Below are 20,821 nucleotides of genomic sequence, written 5' to 3' on the forward strand. Positions count from 1 at the left end.
CCATTGCAATAGTGTGCGTCACACAGTATGGTGTGACGCATGGGCGAAGACGATCTGATCACCGGACACCTCCAGGAGCTGCGCCGCGGAACCGTCGTCCTCGCCTGCCTGCTGCGGCTGCGCACACCCGACTACGGTTATGCGCTGCTCGAGACTCTCGACACGCTGGGCTTCAGCGTCGACGCCAACACGCTGTACCCGTTGCTCCGTCGCCTCGAGAAGCAGGGCCTGCTCACGAGCGAGTGGAACACCGACGAGTCCCGCCCGCGCAAGTTCTACAGCACGAGCCCCGAGGGCGAGCAGATGGCATCAGCCCTCACCGATGACTGGGGTCGAATCGACGACTCCCTCCGCCGTCTCATCCGAGGAGAAGACTCATGACCACCCTCACCGACCGCTACGTCTGGGCCGTCGTGCGCACAGCACCCGAGAAGCAGCGCCCCGAACTCGAGCAGGAGGTGCGCGGGCTGGTGGCAGACGCCATCGACGCTCGTCTCGAGGCCGGCTCGCCGACAGCGGAGCGCGACGCCCTCGTCGAGCTCGGCGACCCGTTGGCACTCGCCGCGCGCTACGCCGACCGGCCGCTCACCCTCATCGGCCCGGAGTACTACCTGATCTGGCTGCGACTGCTGAAGCTGCTCCTGGCGATCGTGGTGCCCATCGCCGCCGTCGGCATCGGCATCGGGCAGTTCGTCGCCGGCGCCCCCGTCGGTGCCATCATCGGATCGATGATCGGCGGCGCGATCCAGGTGACAGTCAACCTCGGGTTCTGGACCACGGTGGTCTTCGTGATCATGGATCGCAGCACCAAGGACGCCCCGATGGTGGTGTGGTCTCCCGATCAGCTACCGGAGGTACCGTCACCGACGCAGCACTCGGCACTCGGTCAGCTCATTGCGAGCGTCGCGTTCCTCGCGCTCTTCCTCGTGGCCTTGGTGTGGCAGCAGTTCAACCCGTACCTGGCCGGCTCCGACGAAAGTCTCCCCGTGCTGAACCAGGACCTCTGGACGTTCTGGATCCCGTGGTTCATCGCCCTGACCGTGGCCGAGATCGGCTTCGCCTTCGCCGTGTACTTCCGCGGGTGGAGCTACCCGCTCGCCGGCGTCAACGTGGTGCTCAACCTCGCCTTCGCCATTCCAGCGGTCTGTCTCGGGGTGATGGGCAGTCTTCTCAACCCTGCGTTCCTCGACGCCGTCGCCCGGCACACCGACGAGAACTTCGATGAGGCATGGCGCATCACGAGCATCATCGTCGTGGTCAGCCTCGTCCTCATAGCGACCTGGGATGTCATCGACGGGTTCTACAACGCCTACAGGGCTCATCACCCCCGCCTGTCTGCGAAGTCCTGAGAGCGGAAGGACCTCGGCGAGCGCCGCCCTACTTCGGCTGCATCCGGATGGCGCCGTCGAGTCTGATGGTCTCGCCGTTCAGCATCGGGTTCTCCACGATATGGCGGGCGAGGGCGGCGTACTCGGCCGGCGTCCCCATCCGTGACGGATGCGGGATCTGCGCCTCGAGCGACGCCCGCACCTCGTCAGGCATCCCGGCCATCATCGGAGTCTCGAAGATGCCCGGCGCGATGGTCATCACGCGGATGAGCAGCTTCGACAGGTCGCGCGCCAGCGGCAGCGTCATCGCAGCCACGCCGCCCTTCGACGCCGAGTAGGCGGCCTGACCGATCTGCCCGTCGAATGCTGCGACGGATGCCGTGTTGATGATGACCCCGCGCTCCGCCGTCTCGGGCACTCCCGGAAGAGCGGATGCCGCCACGGGCTCGTTCGCGGCCATGGCTGCGGCGGCCAGGCGCGCGACGTTGAAGGTGCCGATGAGATTCACCATGATGGTGCGCTCGAAGACGCCGAGATCGAGCGGCCCCTCGCGTCCGACGGTGCGGCCTGCCGTGGCGATGCCCGCGCAGTTGACGACGACGCGCAGCGGAGCCAGCTGCTGCGCGGCATCGATGGCAGCCTGCACCTCGGCCTCGTTCGTCACGTCGGCTGCGACGAACCGTGCCCGCTCGCCCAGCTCGGCCGCGACCGCCGCCCCGGGCGACGATGGCAGGTCGACGAGCACCACGCTCGCGCCAGCCGCGTGGAGCGCCGTCGCCGTCGCCTTGCCGAGGCCGGAAGCCCCTCCGGTCACCAGTGCCGACAGTCCGTCGATCCGCATCCGTTGTTCTCCTTCTGATCCTTCTGGTTGTTCTGATGGTCCTGTGTGCGTCGGGCCGTCAGCTGGTCCTGCGTGCGTCGGTCCGTCAGCGCAGGCGCTCGATGATCGTCGCGTTGGCCATCCCGCCGCCCTCGCACATTGTCTGCAGGCCGTAGCGGCCGCCGCCGCGCTCGAGGGAGGTGACGAGGGTCGCGAGAAGCCTCGTGCCCGACGATCCGAGGGCATGACCCAGGGCGATGGCCCCGCCCTGAGGGTTGAGAGTGGCCGGATCGGCGGAGAGCTCCTGCAGCCAGAGCAGCGGCACGGGTGCGAACGCCTCGTTCACCTCGGAGACGGCGATGTCGCCGATGGTGAGCCCTGCCCTGTCGAGAACCTTCCGCGTGGCCGGAACCACGCCGGTGAGCATCAGCAGCGGATCGCTGCCCGTCACCGCGAAGGCGTGGAACCTGGCGCGCGGTGTGAGCCCGAGCTCGGCTGCCCGCGCGCTGCTCATGATGAGCGCGGCCGAGGCGCCGTCCGTCAGCGGCGACGAGTTGCCGGGAGTGATGCGCCAGTCGATCTCGGGGAACCGAGCTGCGAGCTCGTCGGTGCGGAACGCTGGATTCAGGGCGGAGAGACCGGATGCCGTCGTGCCCGCGCGCACGGTCTCATCGGCGAGCGACTCCACGCCTCCCACTGCGACGAGCTCGCGCTCGAAGTCCCCACGCGCCGCGGCCGCAGCGGCTCTGGCGTGCGACCCGGCCGAGAACGCATCGAGCTCGTCGCGCCCGAAGCCGTGGCGGGCGGCGATCAGCTCGGCCGAGACGCCCTGGCCGACGAGTCCGTCGGGGAAGCGCGCGGCCATGCTCGTGCCGTACGGGGACTGGCCGCCCAACGACGACCCGAGCGGGACTCTGCTCATCGACTCCACACCGCACGCGATCACGATGTCGTAGGCACCGGCGATCACGCCCTGCGCCGCGAAGGAGGCGGCCTGCTGGCTCGAGCCGCACTGGCGGTCGACCGTCGTGCCGGGAACGCTCACCGGGAACCCGGCCGAGAGCACGGCGTTCCGCACGACGTTGTAGCTCTGCTCCCCCACCTGGCTGACGCATCCGCCGATCACGTCGTCGATCAGCACAGGATCGAGCCCCGATCGGTCGACGAGCTCGCGCAGCACTCCGGCGAGGAGGTCGACCGGGTGCACGTGCGACAGCATCCCGCCGGGCTTGCCACGCCCGCTCGGAGTCCGCACGACGTCGACGATGACGGCGTCTCTCATCATGGGCCCCAGCCTATTCCCGCGATCGATGCGGCAGGGGCGACGGATGCGACAGGGCGACGATGTGCGACGGGAGGGCTACGGATGCCGGGGGCGGATGCTCCTCCTGATCCGGCCGGAGCGCAAGGGGTCGACCCTCTCGCCGCGCCTGCCTAGCGTTGAGGGGTTCAAGGGAGAGCGCCATGACGACCACCGACACCGGGAAGATCATCCGCACGAACATCCCCGGCCGCATGGACCGGCTGCCGTGGGCGCGGTGGCACTGGATGGTCGTCATCGGCCTCGGCACGGTCTGGATCCTCGACGGCCTCGAGGTGACCATCGTCGGTTCGATCGCCGGCCGCCTCACCGAGGAGGACAGCGGCCTCGGCCTCACGACGGCGCAGATCGGTCTGGCGGCGGCCATCTACGTGGCAGGCGCGTGCACAGGTGCTCTGGTCTTCGGCTACCTCACCGACAGGTTCGGCCGCAAGAAGTTGTTCATCATGACCCTCGGCGTCTACCTGGCCGCTACAGTCGCCACGGCGTTCTCCTTCAACCCGCTGTTCTTCTTCATCTGCCGCTTCTTCACCGGAGCCGGCATCGGTGGCGAGTATGCGGCCATCAACTCCGCCATCGACGAGCTGATCCCGGCCCGGCACCGCGGCAAGATCGACCTCGCCATCAACGGCTCGTACTGGCTCGGCACCGCGTTCGGCGCCATCCTGTCGGTCTTCCTGCTCGACACGGCAATCTTCCCGCCCGAGCTCGGGTGGCGCATCGCCTTCGGCCTGGGCGCCGTGCTCGGTCTCTGCATCCTGTTCGTGCGTCGCAATGTTCCCGAGTCGCCGCGCTGGCTGTTCATCCACCGCGATCTCCAGAGCGCCGAGACGATCGTCGACGATGTCGAGAAGCAGGTCACGGAGTCGACGGGCGAGAAACTCGAGGAGGTCGACGAATACCTCCAGATCAAGCAGCGCAAGAGCACGGGCTTCGGTGAGATCGTGCGCGTCGGCGTCACGAAGTATCCGAAGCGCTTCATTCTCGGCCTCTCGCTCTTCATCGGCCAGGCCTTCCTCTACAACGCGGTGTTCTTCACCTACGCCCTCGTCCTCACCGAACTGTTCGACGTTCCGGTCGCGGTGGCGCCGTGGTCGCTCGTGCCCATAGCCATCGGCAACTTCCTCGGCCCGCTGCTGCTCGGCCGCTTCTTCGACACCATCGGTCGCCGTGTGATGATCTCGAGCTGCTACATCGGGTCGGGAGTGCTGCTCATCGTCACCGGCGTCCTGTTCCAGGCCGGGATCCTGGATCCCGTCACCCTCACCGTCTGCTGGGTGATCGTCTTCTTCTTCGCCTCTGCAGGCGCCAGCGCCGCCTACCTGACCGTGAGCGAGATCTTCCCGATGGAGACCCGGGCCATGGCCATCGCCTTCTTCTACGCCGTCGGCACCGGCCTCGGTGGCATCATCGGACCGATCCTGTTCGGCCAGTTCATCGAGGACGGCATCGGCGCCGTGGCGTTCGGCTACTTCATCGGGGCCGGGCTCATGATCGCCGCAGGACTCGTCGAGGTGTTCCTCGGCATCGACGCCGAGAACAGGTCGCTGGAGGACATCGCGACGCCCCTCAGCGTGAACTCCGACACGAGCGAACAATAGGATTGCGCCCATGACGACGACGACCCAACTGCGCTTGTACGACCTCGTTCCGACCGAGATCGATGCCTTCATCGAGTGGTGGAACTCCCGGCTCGTTCCTGCGCGCGCGGCCCACGGCTTCGTCGTCGACTTCGCCTACCTCGATCGTGAGGCGTCGAAGTTCAGTTGGGCCGTGAGCCTGCCGACGGATGCCGCTGGCTTCGCAGCAGCAGAGGCGACGTACATGGCCTCGCCCGAGCGCGAGTCGGCATTCGACGGCGTGCCGCAGCGCGTGGCCTCCAGCCACGTCGCCCTCGTCGACGCGGTGGCCTGACGCCGAACCGTCTTCGCCCAGGTCTTCCGTGCCACATTTCAGCCATGAGCAGGGAATGATCCAGCGCAGATGACGTTGCCTTCAGAATGACGAGTGCACCACTGTCGGTGGGGTTCCGCTCCGAGCGCGGGCCGATCCTCATCGCCCTCATGCTCGCGACGGGCCTCATCGCGATCGATTCGACCATCCTCGCCACGGCCGTCCCGTCGGTGGTGGCCGACCTCGGCGACTTCACCCAGTTCCCGTGGCTGTTCTCGATCTACCTGCTGGCCCAGGCCGTCTCGGTGCCGATCTACTCCAAGCTCTCAGACACCGTCGGCCGCAAGCCGATCATCCTCGTCGGCATCGGCCTCTTCCTCCTCGGCTCCATCCTCTGCGGCTTCGCGTGGAGCATGCCCGCCCTCATCGCCTTCCGGGCCGTGCAGGGCCTCGGCGCCGGAGCGGTGCTTCCCACCTCGATCACCATCGTCGGCGACCTGTACTCGCTCGCCGAGCGCGCCAAGGTGCAGGGCTACATCGCCAGCGTCTGGGCGATCTCCTCCGTGGTCGGGCCTGCCCTCGGCGGCGTGTTCAGCCAGTTCGTCTCGTGGCGCTGGATCTTCTTCGTGAACATCCCGCTGTGCATCATCGCGGGCTGGCGCCTCATCCGCTCCTTCCACGAGAAGATCGAGCCCCGCAGACACCGCATCGACTACGCGGGAGCCGTCACCCTCACCATCGGCCTGACGGCGATCATCATGGCCCTGCTCGAGGGCGGGCAGGCCTGGGCCTGGAACTCGGTGCCCAGCTTCGCCGCGTTCGGCATCGGAGCGATCGCCCTCGTCGCTTTCGTCCTCATCGAGCAGCGCGCCGCCGAGCCGATCATCCCGCTCGGCATCTTCACCCGCCGCCTGATCGTCACGACGACCTTCATCTCACTCGGCGTCGGCGCCATCCTCATCGGCCTCACGTCCTACGTGCCCACCTACCTCGAGACCACGCTCGGGGTCGTTCCCATCATCTCGGGCCTCGCTGTCGCAGCACTCACCCTGGGCTGGCCCATCTCGGCGGCGCTCGCCGGGCGCCTCTACCTGCGCATCGGCTTCCGCTCGACAGTGCTCATCGGTATCGCCATCGCCGTGGTCGGCACCATCGGCGTCACTCTCGTGGCGCCGCATCCGAACACCATCCTCATCGCGGCGTCATGCTTCGTGATCGGCTTCGGGCTCGGCTGGGTGGCGGCGCCCAGCCTCATCGCTGCGCAGTCGTCGGTGGCGTGGGGCGAGCGCGGCGTCATCACCGGCACGAACATGTTCGCCCGTTCCGCAGGCAGCGCCGTCGGCGTCGCCGTCTTCGGCGCCATAGCGAACACCATCATCGCGGCCTCTCCCGACGCCGAGGCCGACAAGACGGCGGTGGCGGATGCCGCAACCGCCGTCTTCCTCGCGGTCACTGTGGCCGCGGTGCTCACGGTCATCGCCGCGCTGGCCATGCCACGCGCCAGCGCCCAGGACCTCGAGTACGTGGCACCGGCCGAGGAGACCGCCGGCCCCTGAGCTGGTGCAGTCGTGTTCCCGAGATTTCCTGAGTAGGACGCTGGCGCGTCCAGGCTGCCGCCTTTCGCGTTCGGGAAAAGCGAACGCTAACGCGTTCGTTTCTCCCTCACACGCATGTTGAGCACGATCGGCGTTCCCTCGAAGCCGTAGATCTCGCGCAGACGACGCTGGATGTAGCGACGGTAGCCCGGGTCGAGGAAGCCGGTCGTGAACACGACGAATGTCGGCGGACGGCTCGCGGCCTGAGTTCCGAACAGGATGCGCGGCTGCTTTCCACCACGCACGGGGTGCGGATGCGCCGCGGTGAGCTCGGCGAGGAAGGCGTTGAACTTGCCCGTCGGGATGCGGGTGTCCCACGACTCGAGCGCGAGCTCGAGGGCGGGAACGAGCTTCTCGATGTGACGGCCGGTGCGGGCGGAGATGTTCACGCGCGGGGCCCACGCCACGTGCGCGAGGTCCTGCTCGATCTCGCGCTCGAGGTAGCGGCGACGGTCGTCGTCGAGGAGGTCCCACTTGTTGAACGCGAGCACGAGCGCACGACCCGACTCGAGCACCAGGTCGATGATCCGCACGTCCTGCTCGCTGATGGGCTGCGAGACGTCGAGCATGACCACGGCGACCTCGGCCTTCTCGAGCGCTGCACTGGTGCGCAGCGATGCGTAGAAGTCGGCACCCTGGGCGAGGTGAACTCGGCGACGGATGCCGGCGGTGTCGACGAAGCGCCACACCTTTCCGCCCAGCTCGACCTGCTCGTCGACGGGGTCGCGGGTGGTTCCGGCGAGGTCGTTGACGACGACGCGCTCCTCACCGGCCGACTTGTTCAGCAGGCTCGACTTGCCGACGTTCGGGCGGCCGAGGATCGCCACACGGCGGGGCCCGCCCACCTCGTCCTTGGCGACGGCCGACACCGTCGGGAGCACCTTGAGGATCTCGTCGAGCAGGTCGGCCACGCCGCGGCCGTGCAGGGCGGAGACGGGGTAGGGCTCGCCGAGTCCGAGGTTCCACAGGGCTGCGGCATCCGGCTCGCGACGAACGTCGTCGACCTTGTTGGCGATGAGGAAGACGGGCTTCTTGGCCTTGCGCAGCATGCGCACGACCTGCTCGTCGGTCGAGGTGGCACCGACAGTGGCGTCGACGACGAACATGACGATGTCGCAGAGGTCGATGGCCACCTCGGCCTGCGCTGCCACGGAGGCGTCGATGCCCTTGGCATCGGGCTCCCAGCCGCCGGTGTCGACGAGGGTGAAGCGACGGTCGTTCCACTCGCCCTTGTAGTTCACGCGGTCACGGGTGACGCCGGGGGTGTCCTCGACGACGGCCTCGCGGCGGCCGAGGATGCGGTTCACGAGCGCGGACTTGCCCACGTTCGGTCGCCCGACGATCGCGATGACCGGCAGCGCCGGCAGGTAGCGGATGGCGTCGGGGTCCTCGGTGACGGTGTCGAGGACGTCGAAGTCGTCGTCCTCGAGGTCGTAGGCGTCGAGCCCGCGACGGAGGGCTGCGGCGCGCTGGGCTGCCGCCTCCTCGTCGACGTCGGCCAGGCGCGAGGCGAGGGCGCCGTCGACGTCTTCGTAGTCGTCGTTTTCGTCGGTGCTCATGATGATGCCTCCTCGATGACCGTGATCACGGCATCGACAGTTCGATTGAAATCCAGATGGGTGGAATCGACGGTGGTCACACCGTCAGCGGCGTTCAGGAAGTCGACGACTCGGGCATCCGCCCTGTCACGCTCCGCCAGTGCTCGACCGACGGAATCCGCGGCGAGATCGGTCAGCTCAGCCGACCTTCTCGCCATTCTAACGGTCTCATCGGCTGTGAGAAGAATGCGCACGGGGGCGTCAGGGGCCACGATCGTGGTGATGTCGCGGCCTTCGATCACGATTCCGGGCCGATCCACAGCTGCGGCGATGCTCCGGAACATCGCCACGAGGTGCGAGCGAACCTCGGGCACCCGGGCGACGGCGCTCACGACGGCCGCGACGCGGGGCTCCCGGATGGCCTCGGTGACGTCGTTCTCCCCCACCCGCACGCTGTAGCCGTCGGGGTCGGTTCCGATCGCGTAGTCGAAGTCGTCGAGCAGTGCGACGACGGATGCTGCACTCTCGGTGTCGCTGCCGCGCTCGAGCGCGAGCCACGCGAGGGCGCGGTACGCGGCCCCTGTGTCGAGGAAGCCGTAGCCGAGGCGCCGTGCGACGGCCTTGCTCACGCTGGACTTGCCGCTGCCTGCGGGTCCGTCGATGGCGACGACGACGGGAGAGACGGTGGGGGTGGAAGTCATCTGGCTATCCGGCAATCCGCCAGCCGCGGGCGGCCAGCTCGGTGGTGAGGTGTTCGACGGTCTCGGGCAGCACGGCGATCTCAGCGAGGCCGACCTGGATGCCCGGAGCGTGCTCGAGGCGGAGGTCCTCGAGGTTCACGCCGATCTCGCCGATCTCGGCGAGCAGGCGCGCCAGCTGCCCTGGCCTGTCGTCGACCATGACGGTCAGGGTGGTGAAGCGCTTGTCGGTGCCGTGCTTTCCGGGCAGACGAGCCACGCCGACGTTGCCGCCGGCGAGCTCCTCGGCCACGCGGCGGCGGGCCCCTGGCGCCTCGGGGTCGTCGAGGGCTCCGATGAAGCGGTCGAGGTCGTCGCGGTAGGCCACGAGGATGTCACGCACCGGCGCGGCGTTCGCCCCGAGGATCTGAACCCACAGGTCGGGGTCGCTCGCGGCCACGCGGGTGACGTCGCGCACGCCTTGGCCGGCGAGGTTGACGGCCGCACTCGGCGCGTCGATGAATCGCCGCGCCATGAGGCTCGAGATCACCTGCGGCACGTGCGAGATGAGGGCGACACCGGCATCGTGCTGCTCGGGCGTCATCTCCACGAGGGTCGCGCCGAGGTCGAGGATGAGGTCGTCGATCGCTCCGGCACGCTGGTAGCTGATGGCGTCGTGAGCGGCGACCACCCACGGGCGACCCACGAAGAGATCGGCGCGGCCACCGAGCGGGCCGCCACGTTCGCGGCCGGCCATCGGGTGCGAGCCGATGTAGCGGCTGAGGTCGGCGCCGAGATCGGCGAGCTCGGCCAGCACGGCCAGCTTCACGCTGGCGACGTCGGTCACGATCGCGTCGGGGAACGCGGCGAGTTCTGCGGCGACGACGGATGCCGTCACGTCGGGCGGCGTCGCCACGACGATGAGCTGCGGTGCGTCTCCGGCGGTGGCTCGGCGACCCGCGCCGAGGTCGACGGCGATGCTCACGTGGGTCGGCGACGCGTCGGCGAGGATCACGTCGATGCCCCGTGCGGTCAGGCCGAGGCCGACGCTGGTGCCGAGCAGACCGGCGCCGACGACGCGCACGGGTCCGATGAGGCGGGACTCCACGACCACTCAGCGACCTCCGTCGTTCTTCTCGGGGCCCGTCGCGGGATCCGTCCGGGAATCCTCGTCGGCGCTGTTCTCGGCGTTCCTGTCGGCGCCGTCCCGTGACAGCGTGAGTACCTGGCCGAGCTCGGCCGAGGTGAGCGGACGGATCTGTCCGATCTGCAGCGTTCCGAGGTGCAGCGGCCCGAACTGGCGGCGCACGAGGTCGATGACGGGATGCCCGACGGCGTCCAGCATCCGTCGCACGATGCGGTTGCGACCGGAGTGCAGGGTGATCTCGACGAGGCTCGACGTGGAGTCCGATGCGCTCGTCATCAGTCGTGCCTTGTCGGCCGCGATCGGGCCGTCCTCGAGGTCGATGCCGCGGGTGAGCTGTGCGATGGTCTGGGGGCTCACGCGTCCCTCGACCTTCGCGATGTAGGTCTTCGCGACCCCGAACGACGGATGCGCCAGCGTGTGCGCCAGGTCGCCGTCGTTGGTCATGATGAGCAGTCCCGTGGTCTCGGCATCCAGACGCCCGACGTTGAAGATGCGCTCCTCGTACTGCTCGGCCCAGTAGCTGAGGTCGGTGCGGCCGCGCTCGTCGCGCATCGAGGAGTACACCCCGGCCGGCTTGTTCAGCATGAGGTAGAGCTTGGTGTTGTCGAGCTGCACGGCCACGTTGTCGACGGCCACGAGGTCGGTCTCGGGGTGGATGCGGCGGCCGAGTTCGGTGACGACGGTGCCGTTCACCCGCACCCGACCCGCCACGATGAGGTCTTCCGACACCCGGCGCGAGGCGACGCCGGCACTTGCCAGCACCTTCTGCAATCGGATGCCGTCGTCTGCTGCATTATCGGATGTCACCGTCGAACCCTTCGTTTCCGCCCTCGAGGAGCGGGGAGATGTGCGGAAGCTCGTCGAGGCTGTTCACTCCGAGCTGGGTGAGCAGGAGCTCGGTCGTTCCGTAGTTGATGGCGCCGGTCTCGGCGTCGGCGAACAGCTCCGTCACCAGACCGCGGCTGAGGAGCGTGCGCACGACCGAGTCCACGTTGACGGCGCGGATGGAGGCGATGGCCCCTCGCGTGATGGGCTGCTTGTAGGCGATCACGGCGAGCGTCTCGAGCGCGGCCTGCGAGAGTCGCGTCGGGTTCTGCGTGAGCACGAAGTCCGTCACCAGCGCATCGTGCTCTGGACGCACGTAGATGCGCCAGCCGCCGCCGACCTCGCGAAGCTCGAATCCGCGACGGATGCCGGTGGGCTCGCCGTCCCCGTCGAGGCCGTCGTAATCGGCGACGAGGGTGGCGATCGCGGCCTGCACCTCGGCGACGGGCCGGCCGACGGCTGTCGCCAGGTGGATTACGCCCTGCGGCTCGTCGGTCACCATGAGGATCGCCTCGAGGCGTCGCTCGAGTTCACCCGGCGACGGCGGCGCCACGGCGACGTCGGTGTCCGCCTCGGTCACGGCATCCGTCATGACATCCTCTTCAGTGGTCTCACGCATCGTAGTCGGCTCCCAGGTTGGCCAAGTTTTCGTCCGACCAGTGCTCGCTGGTCCATTTCACTGTGAGCTCCCCGAGGGGTTCGAGCTGCTCGAAGGAGAGCGCTCCGTGGCGGTACAACTCGAGCACGGCGAGGAAGCGGGCGATGATGACGCCCTTCACCGGAGCGTCGGCCACGAGCTCGCGGAACGAGAGCACTTCGCCGCGGCGCAGCATCGTCACGACCAGGGCCGCCTGCTCCCGGATGCTGACCAGCGGCGCGTGCAGGTGGTCGAGGCCCACGACGGGCACCTCCCGCGGTGCGAGCGCGAGCATCGCGATCGCCGCGAAGTCGTCGGCAGACAACGTCCACACCAGCTCGGGCGTGCGCTGGCGGTACTTCTCCTCGAGGCGCACCGAGCGGGCGTGCCGCGAACCTTCAGCGTCGAGGTGCTGCTGGAACCAGGTCGACGCCTGCTTGAACGCCCGGTACTGCAGCAGGCGCGCGAACAACAGGTCGCGGGCCTCGAGCAGGGCCACGTCCTCGGCGTCGACGAGCTCCCCCTGCGGCAGCAGGCCCGCGATCTTCAGGTCGAGAAGGGTCGCCGCGACGACGAGGAACTCCGTCGCCTGATCGAGCTCCTCGACGCTGTCGAGGCCGCGCAGGTACGACAGGAACTCGTCGGTCACTGCGCTCAAGGCGATGTCGGTGATGTCGAGCTCGTGCTTGGTGATGAGCGAGAGCAGCAGGTCGAACGGCCCTGCGAAGTTCGCCAGCTTCACCCTGAAGCCGGGCTCCTCGGCATCCGCGGGATCGACGACGCCCAGTGCGCCGGCCGGCTCAGCCTGCCCGACGGCCTCAGGCGACTGCGCCACGGAAGACCAGCTCCCTGGCCAGCTGACGGTAGGCGTGCGCCGCAGCGTGCTCCGGCGCGAACTGCGTGATCGGGCTGCCGGCCACCGAGGCGTCGGGGAACTTCACGGTGCGACCGATGACGGTCTCGAGCACCTTGTCGCCGAAGGCGTCGACGACCCGCTCGAGCACCTCGCGGGAGTGCAGGGTGCGGGAGTCGTACATTGTGGCGAGGATGCCGTCGAGTTCGATCGCCGGGTTCAGGCGGTCGCGCACCTTGTCGATGGTCTCGATGAGCAGGGCGACGCCGCGCAGCGCGAAGAACTCGCACTCGAGCGGGATCAGCACGCCGTGAGCGGCCGTCAGGGCGTTCACCGTGAGCAGGCCGAGCGAGGGCTGGCAGTCGATGAGGATCACGTCGTAATCGGCCGACAGGCGGCGCAGCACGCCGGCGAGGATCTGCTCGCGGGCGACCTCGTTGACGAGGTGCACCTCGGCGGCCGAGAGGTCGATGTTCGCCGGGATGACGTCGAGCCCGGGAACGCCGGTCTTCTGGATGGCCTCGAGCGGGTCCTTCGAGCGCGACAGCAGCAGGTCGTAGATGGTGGTGACGTCGTGCGTGGGAACGCCGAGGCCTGCCGAGAGGGCACCCTGAGGGTCGAAGTCGATGGCGAGCACGCGGCGACCGTCTTCGGCGAGCGCCGCTCCCAGGCTGATGGTGGTCGTGGTCTTGCCCACGCCGCCCTTCTGGTTGCAGAGCGCGATGACGCGTGCCGGACCGTGCGACTTCAACGGCTTCGGCTGGGCGAACTTGCGCTGGGGGCGGCCTGTCGGGCCGAGTACCACGTCGTCGGGGAAGGTGAGTGTCACCGAGTCGTCCTGCTTACCGGTCACTGCATCTCTCCTCGACTAGGCCGCACATCCCGCGCGCCCGTGACGATTCTACCGAGCGCGGGGGTGGGCGCTGGTGTACATATCCCGGAGTGTGTCGGCTGTGACCATCGTGTAGATCTGCGTGGTCGCCACGGAGGAGTGTCCGAGCAGCTCCTGCACCACCCGCACGTCGGCGCCACCGGCCAGCAGGTGGGTCGCGAACGAGTGCCTCAGGGTGTGCGGAGACACCTCGGCGGTGATGCCGGCACGCTCTGCGGCCGCCCGGATGATGAGCCACGCGTTCTGTCGCGAGACGCGCTGGCCGCGCAGGCCGAGGAACAGCGCCGGAGTGGCCGCGCCCCGTGCCGACAACGTGGGACGCGCTCGCACGAGGTAGGCGTCGATGGCCGCCCGGGCGAAGCTGCCGACCGGAACGATCCGCTGCTTGCCGCCCTTGCCGAGCAGCCTGATGACGCCGTCCTCGAGCACGTCGTCGACGTTCAGCGACACGGCCTCGCTCACACGCGCACCCGTCGCGTAGAGCAGCTCCAGCAGCGCCTTGTCGCGCAGTTGCTGCAGGCTCTCGCCGTCCGTCGCCGCGAGAAGACGCTCGACGTCCTCGATCGAGATCGCCTTCGGCAGCCTGGTGCCGAGTTTCGGCGGCTTGGTCTCGCGGGCGACATCCGTCGTCGTCACCCCCTCCTCGGCGAGGAAGCGGTGGAAGCCGCGCACCGAGGAGAGCACGCGCGCGATCGACGACGCCGTCAACGCCGACTCCTCGCGGGTGCCCAGATGCTGCACGAAGGCCGAGAGGGCGGCTTGGTCGACGGATGCCGGATCCTCGATGCCCTGCTCGTCGCACCATGCGGAGTACAGAGCCAGGTCACGCCTGTACGCGGCGATGGTGTTCGCCGCCAGCCCGCGCTCCACCGAGACATGCCGCAGGTAGGAGTCGATCGCCGGCTGCAGCTTCATCTAGACGGATGAACCCTTCCGTGGACGGCGAGGCCACGGTGCGTCGGCGGCTGCGAGGGTCGACCAATCCCTGGCACGGGCGGCGTGCGCCGTGAGGGCGGCGACGACGAGGAGCGAGTTCTGCACGCGCCGGGCCAGCACGGCGTCGACGAGGTCGTCGAGCGCCACCCAGCGCTGCTCCATGTCTGCTTCCTCTGCCTCGCGTTGGAAGTCGTGGGAGACGATGCTGAGGCCGCGCGCGAGGTACACGCGAATGGCCTCGGTGCTGCCGCCCGGTGAGGTCTGGTAGTCGCTCAGCACGGCCCACTGCGTGGCGGCGAGATCGACCTCCTCGGCGAGTTCGCGCTGGGCGCCGACCAACGGATCCTCGTCGTCGATGTCGAGGAGTCCGGCCGGGATCTCCCATTCACGCTGACGCACCGGATGCCGGTACTGGCGGATCAGCAGCACGCGGTCCTCGTCGTCGATCGCCAGGACGCCGACGGCTCCCGTGTGATCGACGTACTCCCGGGTGATCTGCTGCCCGGTGAAGTCGAAGGTGTCACGGCGCACGTCCCACACCATGCCGCTGAACGCGGCGCTGGTGGCCGTGACCTCGGGGTGGAACGGGTCGTCCGCGATCAGCGCGGACGACCCGTCCTCAGACCCGGACAGGGGCTCAGGCATCCTCGAACAGACGGCTGGCCTGCTGGCGGTCGAGGGCTGCGCCGACGAGCCCGCGGAACAGCGGGTGCGCGTCGTTCGGACGCGACCGCAGCTCGGGGTGGGCCTGCGTGCCGACGTAGAACGGGTGCTGGTCGCGCGGCAGCTCGACGAACTCGACCAGGTGACGGTCGGGCGAGGTGCCCGAGAACCACAGGCCGGCGTCGGCGATCTGCTCGCGGTAGGCGTTGTTCACCTCGTAGCGGTGACGGTGGCGCTCCGAGATCACGGGAGCACCGTACAGCTCGGCGACGAGGGAACCCTCGGCCAGAGCAGCGGGGTAGAGACCGAGGCGCATCGTTCCGCCCATGTCGCCGCCGGCGATGATCTCCACCTGCTCCTCCATAGTCGCGATGACGGGGAAGGCCGTCTCGGGGTCGAACTCGCTCGACGAGGCGTCGCTGAGTCCGACGACGTCGCGGGCGTACTCGATGACCATGCACTGCAGTCCGAGGCACAGCCCGAGAGCCGGCAGGCCGTTCTCGCGGGCGAACTTGAGCGCTCCGAGCTTGCCCTCGATGCCGCGCACGCCGAAGCCGCCGGGAACGCAGATGGCGTCGAGGTGCGACAGCTGGCGCGCAGCACCCTCCTCGGTCTGGCACTCGTCGGACTGGATCCAGTGGATCTTCACCTTGGTCTGGTGCGCGAAGCCGCCGGCGCGCAGCGCCTCGGTCACCGAGAGGTAGGCGTCGGGCAGGTCGATGTACTTGCCGACCAGGCCGATGTTGACCTCGTGCTTCGGGTCGTGCACGGCGTCGAGCAGCGGAGCCCAGCCGCTCCAGTCGACGTCGTGCGCCGTGAGACCGAGGGTGTCGATGATGTAGCTGTCGAGGCCCTGGTCGTTCAGCATCGTCGGGATGTCGTAGATCGACGGAACGTCGACCGCGTTCACGACGGCCTGCTCGTCGACGTCACACATGAGCGCGATCTTGCGCTTGTTCGACTCGGTGACGGGGCGATCGCTGCGGAGCACGAGCGCGTCGGGCTGGATTCCGATGGAACGCAGGGTCGCGACGGAGTGCTGCGTCGGCTTGGTCTTCTGCTCTCCGGATGCGCCCATGAACGGCACCAGGGAGACGTGCACGAAGAACACGTTCTTGCGACCGAGTTCATGGCGCACCTGGCGCGCAGACTCGATGAACGGCTGCGACTCGATGTCGCCGACGGTTCCACCGATCTCGGTGATGATCACGTCGGGCTGGGGCGTCTCGGAGGCCTGAAGGCGCATCCGTCGCTTGATCTCGTCGGTGATGTGCGGGATGACCTGCACGGTGTCGCCCAGGTACTCGCCGCGACGCTCCTTGGCGATGACCGTCGAGTAGATCTGGCCGGTGGTGACGTTCGCCGCCTGGCTCAGGTTGATGTCGAGGAATCGCTCGTAGTGTCCGATGTCGAGGTCGGTCTCCGCGCCGTCGTCGGTCACGAAGACCTCGCCGTGCTGGAACGGGTTCATCGTTCCCGGATCGACGTTGAGATAGGGGTCGAGCTTCTGCATCACGACGCGGAGACCACGCGCCGTCAGAAGGTTGCCCAGGCTCGCGGCGGTGAGGCCCTTGCCCAATGAAGAAACGACACCACCGGTCACGAAGATGTGTTTGGTGATGCCGTCTGAGATTCCCGCGCTAATGTCCGCCACGGGCTTCTACCCTACCATCCCGTTTCGAGACTTCACCGGTGCCCGCGAGCTCCACGAGTTCGCGAGCGTGGGCGAGACCGCTGGCGGAGTCGGCCAGGCCGGAGAGCAACCGGGCCATCTCGGCGATGCGCCCCTCTCCCGAGAGCTTCTCGACGCTCGACGCCGTGACGGCACCCGAGCTGTCCTTGGCGACGCGCAGGTGGTTGGTGGCGAATGCCGCGACCTGGGCGAGGTGCGTGACCACGATCACCTGCGACGACTCTGCGAGGCGGGCGAGCCTGCGGCCGATCTCGATCGCGGCGGCACCGCCGACACCCGCGTCCACCTCGTCGAACACGAAGGTGGGCACAGGGTCGGTCGCCGCTATGACGACCTCGATCGCCAGCATCACGCGCGAGAGCTCGCCGCCGGAGGCACCGCGTGCCAGCGGCCTCGGTTCGGCGCCGTTGTGCGGCGTGAGCAGGATCGAGACGGCGTCGCGACCGGACGCCGTGAACTCCTCGCGCTGTTCCACCTCGACCACGAGTGTGGCGTCGGGCATGGCGAGGGCCGAGAGTTCGTCGGTGACGGATGCCGCGAGCCGGCCCGCCGCATCCGTGCGAATGCCGCTGATCCTGGTCGCCAGCTGCTCGACGGCCGCGGCGTCCGCGGCGATGGCGTCGGTCAGTGCCACGATGCGGTCGTCGTCCTCGTCGATGTCGAGCAGCCGGATGCCGCCCTCGGTCGCGAACCGCAGCACGGCATCGAGGTCGGCTCCGTGCTTGCGCACCAGCCCGGCCAGCACGGCCCGCCTCTCCTGAACGATCTCCAGCTCACGGGCGCCGTCGGCGTCGAGCCCGGCGAGATAGCTGGAGAGCTCGGCGGCGATGTCGGCGACGAGGAAGCTGACGTTGGTCAGCGACTCGAGGATGGGGGCGAGGCCGGCGTCGTGCTCCACGACCCGCTCGAGCTGGCGTCGGGCGGAGTCCACGGCACCGACGGCGTCGACGACGTCGTCGGACTCCTCGGCCGAGACACGCTCGCGGGCACCGGCTGCAGCCAGGCGCAGCTCTTCGAGGTTGCCGAGCCGCTCCGCCCTCTCTCCGAGCTCGACGTCCTCCCCGGGCTGCGGGTCGGCCTCCTCGATCTCGGCCAGGTCGATGCGCAGCGCCTCGGCCTCGCGTGCGCGGCGATCTCGATCATTCTGCAGGGTCTCGAGCGCCTCGACGTTCGCCCGCCAGCGCGCGAAGACCTCGGTGTACTCCTCGAGAGCCGTCGCCAGTCCTGCGCCGGCGAAGCGGTCGAGGGCGGCGCGCTGGGCGGCGCCGGAGCGCAGACGGATCTGGTCGGACTGCCCGTGCACCACGACGAGTTCGTCGGCCAGGTCGCCGAGCACGCCGACGGGCGCAGCCCGGCCTCCGACGACGGCGCGCGAACGCCCCTCGCTCGACACCGAACGTCCAATCAGCAGTTCCGGCCCGTCGAGGTCTCCCCCGGCGTCACGCACGCGCTCTGCCACGGGTCCATCCTCAGGAACGATCCAGCGGCCGTCCACGCGGGCCTCGCGCTGGCCGGCACGAACGGCACCGGCGTCGGAGCGTGCGCCGAGCAGGAGCCCGAGCGCCGTCACGACCATGGTCTTTCCAGCGCCGGTCTCACCCGTCACGGCCGTGAAGCCGGGCCCGAGGGGCAGGGTAGCGTCGGCGATGACACCGAGGTCGCGGATGCCGAGTTCCTCAATCACTGGTGTCCGGTCCTCGCCATCCGGTGACGGGCAATTGGAACTTGTTCACGAGACGGTCGGTGAACGGTCCGGGATGCAGCCGGGCCAGGCGAACGGGTACGGGCGAGCGGCGCACGACGACGCGGGCACCCGGCTCCAGCTCGAAGGACCGTCGCCCGTCGCACCAGAGCACCCCGGAGCCCTGCGTTCGCCGCAGCAGCTCGACGGCCATCGCGGAGTCAGGCCCGACCACGATGGGGCGAGCGAAGAGGGCGTGGGCGCTCAGTGGCACCATGAGCATGGCGTCGAGGGTCGGCCACACCACAGGACCGCCACCGGAGAACGCGTACGCCGTCGAGCCCGTCGGGGTGGACAGCACGACGCCGTCGCAGCCGAACGTCGAGAGGGGACGGCGGTCGACCTCGATGGCGACCTCGAGCATGCGCTCGCGGCTGGCCTTCTCGACAGTGGCCTCGTTCAGCGCCCAGTCCTCGTGCACGATCTCGTCGCCCTGCTTCACCCGAACCGAGAGCGTCATGCGTTCCTCGACGACGTAGTCGCGCGCGAGTCCGCGGCCGATGGCCTCGCTCAGGTCGTCGCGCTCGCTTTCAGCGAGGAAGCCGACGTGACCCAGGTTCACGCCGAGGATGGGCGTCGCAGCATCACGCACGAGCTCCGCCGCGCGCAGGATCGTGCCGTCACCGCCGAGCACGATCACGAGCTCCAGATCCTCAACACGCACACCGGAGCCGAGTCGTTCGGTCTGCCCGTCGAGCTCGGGGGCGTGCTGGTGCAGGTCGTCCCACTGATCGCCGGGGAGGACCGGCAACGCGCCTGCGGCGACCAGCTGGTGGCACGCCTCGAGCGCAGCCGACAACGACTCCGCGCGACCCGTGTGCGCGACGACGAGGATGGGGCGGGCATCAGCCACGACTCTCACACTCCCGTCATCGAAGAAACCAGACTCAACCATTCTGTCGGATTGGTGCCGTGACTCCTGCTCATCCAGACCAGATACTCGTGGTTTCCGGCTCCCCCGGCGATCGGTGAAGGAGTGAGCCCTGCCGTGCCGACACCGAGGTCGAACCCGGCCCAGAGCACGTTCGAGACGGCATCAGCACGTCGCCCGGCATCCTTGACGATGCCCTCTCGGATGCCGCTCTTGCCCACCTCGAACTGCGGCTTGATCAGCAGCACGAAATCGGCGTCGTCGACGGCCGTGTCGACGAGGGCCGACAGTACCAGGGGCAGGGAGATGAAGGAGAGGTCGGCCACGACCAGGTCGGGTCGATCGGAGATCCCGGATGCCCCTGCCAATGACGACGGAGTCATGTCGCGCACGTTGAAGCCCTCGACGAGGGTGAGGCGCTCCTCTGTCGCGAGCAGGGGCGAGAGCTGACCGTGCCCGACGTCGACGCCGATCACCCGAGCAGCGCCGCGCTCGAGCAGCACCTGTGCGAAGCCACCGGTCGAGGTGCCGGCGTCGAGCGCGATGCGCCCCTCCACTGCGATCCCGAAGGCGTTCAGCGCCGCGTTCAGCTTGTGGGCGCCGCGGCTCACGTAGTCGTCGGTGCCGGCGACCTCGATCAGCTGGTTCTCGCGCACCTTTGCGGCGGCCTTCACGACGGGCTTGCCGTCGACGGTCACGAGGCCGGCCGTGATGAGCGAGACGGCGTGGGTGCGAGAGCGGGCGAGGCCGCGCGCCGCGAGTGCGGCGTCCAGGCGGGAGTCCGTCATCATCAACCGCGTGGACGCGCCACGTCGCCGCCTTCGAGGCGGTCGCGCAGCTGGTCGTGGAGCTGCGCATAGGCCGTCGCACGCTCGTCGAGCGGCTGGTCCTCGATCACGCGCAGGCGCGGCAGCAGCCCATCGTCGTTCGGTCTCTCGTCGGCATCCACCCCTCAAAGGTACCGCGTCGAACGGATGCAGCCGCCTATCGCGGCAGCCGGTTAAACACGAACGACCGCCCCGGTGGGGCGGTCGTGTCAGTGGTGTTAAATGCGAAAAGGCCACCGGTGGTGGGTGGCCTTTTCGTTGAGTTAAGTCCGGCGGTGTCCTACTCTCCCACAGGGTCTCCCCTGCAGTACCATCGGCGCTGAGAGTCTTAGCTTCCGGGTTCGGAATGTGACCGGGCGTTTCCCTCTCGCTATGGCCGCCGAAACACTTGTTGATGTGTATCAAAAGTGAATCGAACAGTCACGCGTTAGCGTGTATTGTTCGGATTCTCGACCGTACATCGAGAACCACATAGTGGACGCAAGCATTCATGTTTCCCCCCATACCAGCCTTACAACATGTATGGGAGTGGTGATTATCAAGATATCGGCTTATTAGTACCGG

General features: G+C 68.4%; 21 protein-coding genes and 1 rRNA gene. 5 read left to right on the plus strand and 17 right to left on the minus strand.

What is annotated here, in order from left to right:
* Window positions 1-39 precede the first annotated feature (39 nt).
* Both AADV74_RS08750 and AADV74_RS08755 read left to right on the plus strand, forming a co-directional pair.
* The gene (locus AADV74_RS08750; protein WP_342113059.1) at window positions 40-381 is read left to right on the plus strand and encodes a PadR family transcriptional regulator; all 342 of its coding nucleotides are present in this window, start codon (window positions 40-42) and stop codon (window positions 379-381) included.
* Window positions 378-1,349, plus strand: a complete 972-nt coding sequence (locus AADV74_RS08755) for a hypothetical protein (RefSeq protein WP_342113060.1) — start codon at window positions 378-380, stop codon at window positions 1,347-1,349. Before AADV74_RS08750 ends, AADV74_RS08755 begins: the two co-directional genes overlap by 4 nt.
* 28 nt (window positions 1,350-1,377) lie before the next feature.
* Here AADV74_RS08755 and AADV74_RS08760 read toward each other — a convergent pair whose 3' ends face one another.
* Both AADV74_RS08760 and AADV74_RS08765 read right to left on the minus strand, forming a co-directional pair.
* Window positions 1,378-2,169 carry an SDR family NAD(P)-dependent oxidoreductase gene (locus AADV74_RS08760; RefSeq protein ID WP_342113061.1) on the minus strand — a complete coding sequence of 264 codons (792 nt, stop codon included), beginning with the start codon at window positions 2,167-2,169 and terminating at the stop codon, window positions 1,378-1,380.
* Between the two features lie 85 nt (window positions 2,170-2,254).
* Entirely contained in the window at window positions 2,255-3,430 is a 1,176-nt protein-coding gene (locus AADV74_RS08765) for a thiolase family protein (protein WP_342113124.1), read from the minus strand.
* 182 nt (window positions 3,431-3,612) lie between these two features.
* Here AADV74_RS08765 and AADV74_RS08770 point away from each other — a divergent pair, with 182 nt between their 5' ends.
* From AADV74_RS08770 to AADV74_RS08780, 3 genes are all read left to right on the plus strand, one after another.
* Window positions 3,613-5,070, plus strand: coding sequence for an MFS transporter (locus tag AADV74_RS08770; protein ID WP_425287268.1), 1,458 nt, complete (start codon window positions 3,613-3,615; stop codon window positions 5,068-5,070).
* Between the two features lie 10 nt (window positions 5,071-5,080).
* The gene (locus AADV74_RS08775; protein ID WP_342113062.1) at window positions 5,081-5,383 is read left to right on the plus strand and encodes a hypothetical protein; all 303 of its coding nucleotides are present in this window, start codon (window positions 5,081-5,083) and stop codon (window positions 5,381-5,383) included.
* 86 nt (window positions 5,384-5,469) lie between these two features.
* Window positions 5,470-6,918, plus strand: coding sequence for an MDR family MFS transporter (locus AADV74_RS08780; RefSeq protein WP_342113063.1), 1,449 nt, complete (start codon window positions 5,470-5,472; stop codon window positions 6,916-6,918).
* A gap of 86 nt (window positions 6,919-7,004) precedes the next feature.
* Here AADV74_RS08780 and der read toward each other — a convergent pair whose 3' ends face one another.
* The 15 genes from der to rrf form a co-directional block, all read right to left on the minus strand.
* On the minus strand, window positions 7,005-8,516 hold the full coding sequence (gene der, locus AADV74_RS08785) for a ribosome biogenesis GTPase Der (RefSeq protein WP_342113064.1): 1,512 nt from the start codon (window positions 8,514-8,516) through the stop codon (window positions 7,005-7,007).
* Window positions 8,513-9,196, minus strand: a complete 684-nt coding sequence (gene cmk, locus AADV74_RS08790) for a (d)CMP kinase (RefSeq protein ID WP_342113065.1) — start codon at window positions 9,194-9,196, stop codon at window positions 8,513-8,515. The genes der and cmk overlap by 4 nt, the downstream gene beginning before the upstream one ends.
* A gap of 4 nt (window positions 9,197-9,200) precedes the next feature.
* Window positions 9,201-10,286 carry a prephenate dehydrogenase gene (locus AADV74_RS08795; protein ID WP_342113066.1) on the minus strand — a complete coding sequence of 362 codons (1,086 nt, stop codon included), beginning with the start codon at window positions 10,284-10,286 and terminating at the stop codon, window positions 9,201-9,203.
* Entirely contained in the window at window positions 10,287-11,126 is an 840-nt protein-coding gene (locus tag AADV74_RS08800) for a pseudouridine synthase (RefSeq protein WP_342113067.1), read from the minus strand.
* Window positions 11,113-11,763, minus strand: coding sequence for an SMC-Scp complex subunit ScpB (gene scpB, locus AADV74_RS08805; RefSeq protein WP_425287270.1), 651 nt, complete (start codon window positions 11,761-11,763; stop codon window positions 11,113-11,115). The genes AADV74_RS08800 and scpB overlap by 14 nt, the downstream gene beginning before the upstream one ends.
* Window positions 11,756-12,568: a segregation and condensation protein A gene (locus AADV74_RS08810; protein ID WP_342113127.1), complete on the minus strand. Its 813-nt coding sequence runs from the start codon at window positions 12,566-12,568 to the stop codon at window positions 11,756-11,758. The genes scpB and AADV74_RS08810 overlap by 8 nt, the downstream gene beginning before the upstream one ends.
* Before the next feature lie 31 nt (window positions 12,569-12,599).
* On the minus strand, window positions 12,600-13,487 hold the full coding sequence (locus AADV74_RS08815; RefSeq protein WP_342113068.1) for a ParA family protein: 888 nt from the start codon (window positions 13,485-13,487) through the stop codon (window positions 12,600-12,602).
* Between the two features lie 48 nt (window positions 13,488-13,535).
* Window positions 13,536-14,441 (minus strand): site-specific tyrosine recombinase XerD, encoded by a 906-nt coding sequence (gene xerD, locus AADV74_RS08820; protein ID WP_342113069.1) that lies wholly within the window; start codon window positions 14,439-14,441, stop codon window positions 13,536-13,538.
* Window positions 14,442-15,107 (minus strand): NUDIX domain-containing protein, encoded by a 666-nt coding sequence (locus tag AADV74_RS08825; protein ID WP_342113070.1) that lies wholly within the window; start codon window positions 15,105-15,107, stop codon window positions 14,442-14,444. It abuts the gene before it with no gap.
* The gene (locus AADV74_RS08830; RefSeq protein ID WP_342113071.1) at window positions 15,100-16,779 is read right to left on the minus strand and encodes a CTP synthase; all 1,680 of its coding nucleotides are present in this window, start codon (window positions 16,777-16,779) and stop codon (window positions 15,100-15,102) included. The genes AADV74_RS08825 and AADV74_RS08830 overlap by 8 nt, the downstream gene beginning before the upstream one ends.
* Entirely contained in the window at window positions 16,766-18,502 is a 1,737-nt protein-coding gene (gene recN, locus AADV74_RS08835; RefSeq protein ID WP_342113072.1) for a DNA repair protein RecN, read from the minus strand. The genes AADV74_RS08830 and recN overlap by 14 nt, the downstream gene beginning before the upstream one ends.
* A complete protein-coding gene (locus AADV74_RS08840) occupies window positions 18,495-19,454 on the minus strand; it encodes an NAD kinase (protein WP_342113073.1) in 960 nt (319 codons plus the stop codon). Before AADV74_RS08840 ends, recN begins: the two co-directional genes overlap by 8 nt.
* A complete protein-coding gene (locus tag AADV74_RS08845) occupies window positions 19,418-20,218 on the minus strand; it encodes a TlyA family RNA methyltransferase (protein WP_342113074.1) in 801 nt (266 codons plus the stop codon). The genes AADV74_RS08840 and AADV74_RS08845 overlap by 37 nt, the downstream gene beginning before the upstream one ends.
* Window positions 20,219-20,220: 2 nt before the next feature.
* On the minus strand, window positions 20,221-20,379 hold the full coding sequence (locus AADV74_RS08850; RefSeq protein WP_342113075.1) for a hypothetical protein: 159 nt from the start codon (window positions 20,377-20,379) through the stop codon (window positions 20,221-20,223).
* A gap of 145 nt (window positions 20,380-20,524) precedes the next feature.
* Window positions 20,525-20,641: ribosomal RNA gene (gene rrf / locus AADV74_RS08855) — 5S ribosomal RNA — on the minus strand.
* Window positions 20,642-20,821 lie beyond the last annotated feature (180 nt).

Source organism: Leifsonia stereocauli (assembly GCF_038432415.1).
GTDB lineage: Bacteria > Actinomycetota > Actinomycetes > Actinomycetales > Microbacteriaceae > Orlajensenia > Orlajensenia stereocauli.

Bases quoted from the DNA above. Each gene is read 5' to 3' on its own strand.
- AADV74_RS08755 (WP_342113060.1), top strand. From the start codon at position 378: ATGACCACCCTCACCGACCGCTACGTCTGGGCCGTCGTGCGCACAGCA.
- AADV74_RS08780 (WP_342113063.1), top strand. From the start codon at position 5,470: ATGACGAGTGCACCACTGTCGGTGGGGTTCCGCTCCGAGCGCGGGCCG.
- cmk (WP_342113065.1), bottom strand. From the start codon at position 9,196: ATGACTTCCACCCCCACCGTCTCTCCCGTCGTCGTCGCCATCGACGGA.
- AADV74_RS08750 (WP_342113059.1), top strand. From the start codon at position 40: ATGGGCGAAGACGATCTGATCACCGGACACCTCCAGGAGCTGCGCCGC.
- AADV74_RS08765 (WP_342113124.1), bottom strand. From the start codon at position 3,430: ATGAGAGACGCCGTCATCGTCGACGTCGTGCGGACTCCGAGCGGGCGT.
- xerD (WP_342113069.1), bottom strand. From the start codon at position 14,441: ATGAAGCTGCAGCCGGCGATCGACTCCTACCTGCGGCATGTCTCGGTG.
- scpB (WP_425287270.1), bottom strand. From the start codon at position 11,763: ATGCGTGAGACCACTGAAGAGGATGTCATGACGGATGCCGTGACCGAG.
- AADV74_RS08825 (WP_342113070.1), bottom strand. From the start codon at position 15,107: ATGCCTGAGCCCCTGTCCGGGTCTGAGGACGGGTCGTCCGCGCTGATC.
- AADV74_RS08840 (WP_342113073.1), bottom strand. From the start codon at position 19,454: ATGGTTGAGTCTGGTTTCTTCGATGACGGGAGTGTGAGAGTCGTGGCT.
- AADV74_RS08775 (WP_342113062.1), top strand. From the start codon at position 5,081: ATGACGACGACGACCCAACTGCGCTTGTACGACCTCGTTCCGACCGAG.
- AADV74_RS08770 (WP_425287268.1), top strand. From the start codon at position 3,613: ATGACGACCACCGACACCGGGAAGATCATCCGCACGAACATCCCCGGC.
- der (WP_342113064.1), bottom strand. From the start codon at position 8,516: ATGAGCACCGACGAAAACGACGACTACGAAGACGTCGACGGCGCCCTC.
- AADV74_RS08845 (WP_342113074.1), bottom strand. From the start codon at position 20,218: ATGACGGACTCCCGCCTGGACGCCGCACTCGCGGCGCGCGGCCTCGCC.
- AADV74_RS08760 (WP_342113061.1), bottom strand. From the start codon at position 2,169: ATGCGGATCGACGGACTGTCGGCACTGGTGACCGGAGGGGCTTCCGGC.